Raw genomic sequence first — 3,733 nt, forward strand, 5'->3', positions numbered from 1 at the left:
CTTTCGGCAAAGTGAGCGAATAAAACCCGAATTCATTCGTGACAGCGCCTTTTTGGACAGATGGAACATAAATTTGACCGCCGATGATCGGTTCGCCCGAACTTTTCTCAGAAATATAACCACTAATAGTTGCCTTTTCCTGTCCCCACGAAATGGAAAATGCGAATAATAGTATGATTTGTAAGGCGAGGAGTTTCATCCGTATTTTAGTGTCAACGAATTTAAGCTTTTATGTCAAATTAAACCTCGTTTTCTAGGCTTTTTCTTAAATTTGAACTTCCAAAAAATAACGACAATGAAAATATCATCCGCTTGGTTGCACGAGTACTTACCAATTCAAAAATCTCCCGAAGAGTTAGATCAGCTTTTGACCGATACCGGTTTGGAAGTGGAAGGTTTTGAAACCATAGAAAGTGTAAAAGGTGGTTTACAGGGAGTTGTTGTTGCAGAAGTGATTGAATGTGAGCAGCATCCGAATGCGGATCGTTTGAAAGTGACGAAAGTAAACAACGGAACAGAGATCTTGCAGGTTGTTTGTGGTGCTCCGAATGTTGCAGTTGGTCAGAAAGTAATTTTGGCGCAGGTTGGAGCTGTTCTATATCCGAAACCGGACGAACCTTTGAAGATGAAAGTCTCCAAAATCCGCGATGTGGAATCATACGGAATGCTGTGTGCTGAAGACGAATTGGGTTTAGGAACAAGCCACGACGGAATTTTGATCCTGGATCCGAATGCAAAACCCGGAACACCGGCTGCGGAATACCTGGAACTGGAAAGCGATGTGCAAATCGAAATCGGGTTGACGCCAAACCGCGCGGATGCGATGGGACACATTGGTGTGGCGCGAGATGTGTTGGCGTATCTGGCTTGCCACGAAGGAAGTACGGCAAAATTGCAGTTGAAAGAAACGAGAAAACCTCAGAAAGAAAGTGATTTGCCAATCACGGTTTCCGTTGAAAATGCGGAGCGTTGTCCGCGATATATGGGATTAAGCATTTCGGGAGTGGAAGTGAAACCTTCTCCGGCCTGGTTGCAAAATAAATTAAGAGCTGTCGGACTTTCCCCGATCAATAATATCGTGGACGTAACGAATTACGTGATGCGTGAATTGGGAACACCTTTGCATGCGTTTGATGCGGATGTGGTGAACGGAAAAGTAGTAGTTCGCACTGCAAAACCGGGAGAAAAGATCACGACATTGGATGGCGTTGAACGCGAATTGAACGAAGAAGATTTGGTGATTGCGAATGCTTCCGAAGCGATGTGTATCGCCGGAGTGTTTGGAGGAAATCAATCCGGAATTTCGGACACTTCGAAAAATGTGTTTCTGGAAGCAGCCTATTTTCAACCGGTTTCAGTTCGAAAAACGGCGAAAAGACATGGTTTGTCGACCGATGCAAGTTTCCGTTTCGAGCGCGGAGTAGATGTGGATTTGATTCCTTATGCTTTAGAACGTGCTGCTCAGCTGATCCAGGAAGTTGCAGGAGGAAAAATCGGAATGGACGTGGTAGATCTTTACCCGAGTCCGATTCAACGAAGAAAAGTAATAGTAAGATATAATCGTACCAACCAGGTTTTAGGACACGAAATTGACAAGAACGTGATTCAGAAAATCCTAATTTCACTGGATTTCGAAATTCTAGCTGAAACGAATGAAGGTTTGGAGCTTTCGGTTCCGAATTACCGCGTAGATGTAGATCGTGAAATTGACGTAATCGAAGAAATTTTGCGTATTTACGGATTCAACCAGATTCCGCTTCCGGAGAAATTGAATACTTCATTGGTTTTGACTGAAAAACCTGATTTGGAGCGTTTGGGAGTGAGTCTGGCTGAAGTTTTGGCGGGAATGGGCTTCCACGAAATGATGAACAATTCATTGACAAGTCCGCAATATGCTGAGAAATTGGGCGGAGAACAGTTTTCCGTTTCAAAGGCAGTTTCGATGTTGAATCCTTTGAGTCAGGATTTGGCTGTGATGCGTCAAAGTTTGGTATTCCAGGCAATGGAAACGGTTGCTCACAATCAGAACCGTCAAAACCCGGATTTGCGTTTGTTTGAATTCGGTAAGACATACTCACAGGAGAATGGAACGTATGCTGAAAACAAGCGCTTGTTGATTTTAATGACTGGAAATAAACAGGAAGAATCCTGGGCTCAAAAACTGGAGAAATCAACCTTGTTTACGCTGAAAGGAATCGTGAACAATTTGTTTGAACGTTTGGGTTTGATTTCTCTTTTACAGGAAGAAGGTTTGCAAAGCCAGGAAATTCTGGCAGATGGTTACCAGGTGCGTGTTTTGAAAAATACAGTTGGAACCATCGGCTGGGTGAATTCCAAAGTGAAAAAGCATTTCGGAGTGAAGCAGGATGTTTTCGTTGCTGATTTGGATTGGGATGCAATTTTAGCTTCTTTGAAACTGGCGAAAACGCAATACAAGGAACTTCCTAAAACCTTTGAAGTGAGACGCGATTTCTCGTTGTTGCTTGATTCCAAAGTACGTTTTGCTGAAATTGAACAGATTGCACGAAAGGCAGATAAGAAAATCCTTCAGAAAGTAGGATTGTTTGATGTGTACGAAGGGAAAAACCTGCAGGAAGGGAAAAAATCATATGCTGTTTCATTTACGTTCCAGGATGCGGAGCAGACTTTGAAAGATTCTCAGGTAGACGGAATTATGAACACAATTCGTACAGAATTGGAAAAACAATTGGGCGCGGAGTTGAGATAAATGTAGCAGTGATGGGGGAAAGATAGGTTTTACTTAAACTAAAGGTTTAAAGCTGTCCCAATATTGGGAAATTACGTCAGACAAGAAAAAAATGCTTCCGGGACTGTTGGAATGTTCAAGCTTTTGCTCCATTTTCCTTTTCGGATAAGGCAGCGTTTGTTTTAAAATGATTTTCCTTTCAGACGATTCTTTTTGAGCGTTAATTTTCCGTAAGATGGTCTCTGAAACCCGCTGAAATTCTATTTTTGTATTTTACTGAAAGTAAACATGAAATCATTCGTAGTTACCGGAATTGGAACCGAAGTAGGAAAAACAGTCGTTAGTGCGGTTCTTTGCGAAGCTTTAAAGGCAGATTACTGGAAACCTGTTCAGGCTGGAGATTTAAATGCTTTGGACAGTGATTTCGTGAAATCTGTTACTTCTGAAACAACAATTTTACCTTCAAACGTCTTGTTGAACGAAGCCATGTCGCCGCATGAAGCAGCGCGTCTGGATGGAATTGAACTGACAGAAGAATATTTTGATTTACCCGCTTTTACGAAACAAACCATTATTGAAGGAGCCGGAGGTTTGATGGTTCCGCTGAATGATGTTGGGCTTTGCTACATCGACCTGTTCCAATTGTGGGAATTGCCGGTTTATGTGGTAACCAAACATTATTTGGGAAGTATCAATCACACTTTATTGACCTTAAATGCGTTGATGATCCGCGAAATTCCCATTGCCGGATTGATCATTAATGGTCAGCGAAACGAAGCTTCAGAGCGCATTTACCGCTCGCATTTTTCAGATTTAAACATGACATACATTCCCGAAATAGCTGAGTTTTCAGTTGAAACGATTCGGGAAGCAGCCAATTTATGGATAGAGCAACAAGTTTAGAAAAGGATAAACAACACGTTTGGCATCCTTTTACCCAAATGCAAACTGCCGGTGAACCTTTGTGTATTGTTCGGGCAGAAGCAACCTCGTTGATTGACGCAAACGGGAAAACATATATTGATG

3 protein-coding genes are annotated in these 3,733 nt (G+C 42.2%); 2 read left to right on the top strand and 1 reads right to left on the bottom strand.

Annotation, left to right across the window (positions count from 1 at the left end; translation table 11 throughout):
* On the bottom strand, positions 1-199 hold a 199-nt coding region (locus Q1V93_RS00870), incomplete at its 3' end, for a hypothetical protein (protein WP_300660167.1).
* Between the two features lie 96 nt (positions 200-295).
* Here Q1V93_RS00870 and pheT point away from each other — a divergent pair.
* Both pheT and bioD read left to right on the top strand, forming a co-directional pair.
* Positions 296-2,728: a phenylalanine--tRNA ligase subunit beta gene (pheT, locus tag Q1V93_RS00875; protein WP_300660172.1), complete on the top strand. Its 2,433-nt coding sequence runs from the start codon at positions 296-298 to the stop codon at positions 2,726-2,728.
* Between the two features lie 267 nt (positions 2,729-2,995).
* On the top strand, positions 2,996-3,610 hold the full coding sequence (gene bioD / locus Q1V93_RS00880; protein ID WP_300660175.1) for a dethiobiotin synthase: 615 nt from the start codon (positions 2,996-2,998) through the stop codon (positions 3,608-3,610).
* Positions 3,611-3,733: the final 123 nt, after the last annotated feature.

Source organism: Fluviicola sp., assembly GCF_030151805.1.
GTDB lineage: Bacteria > Bacteroidota > Bacteroidia > Flavobacteriales_D > Crocinitomicaceae > Fluviicola.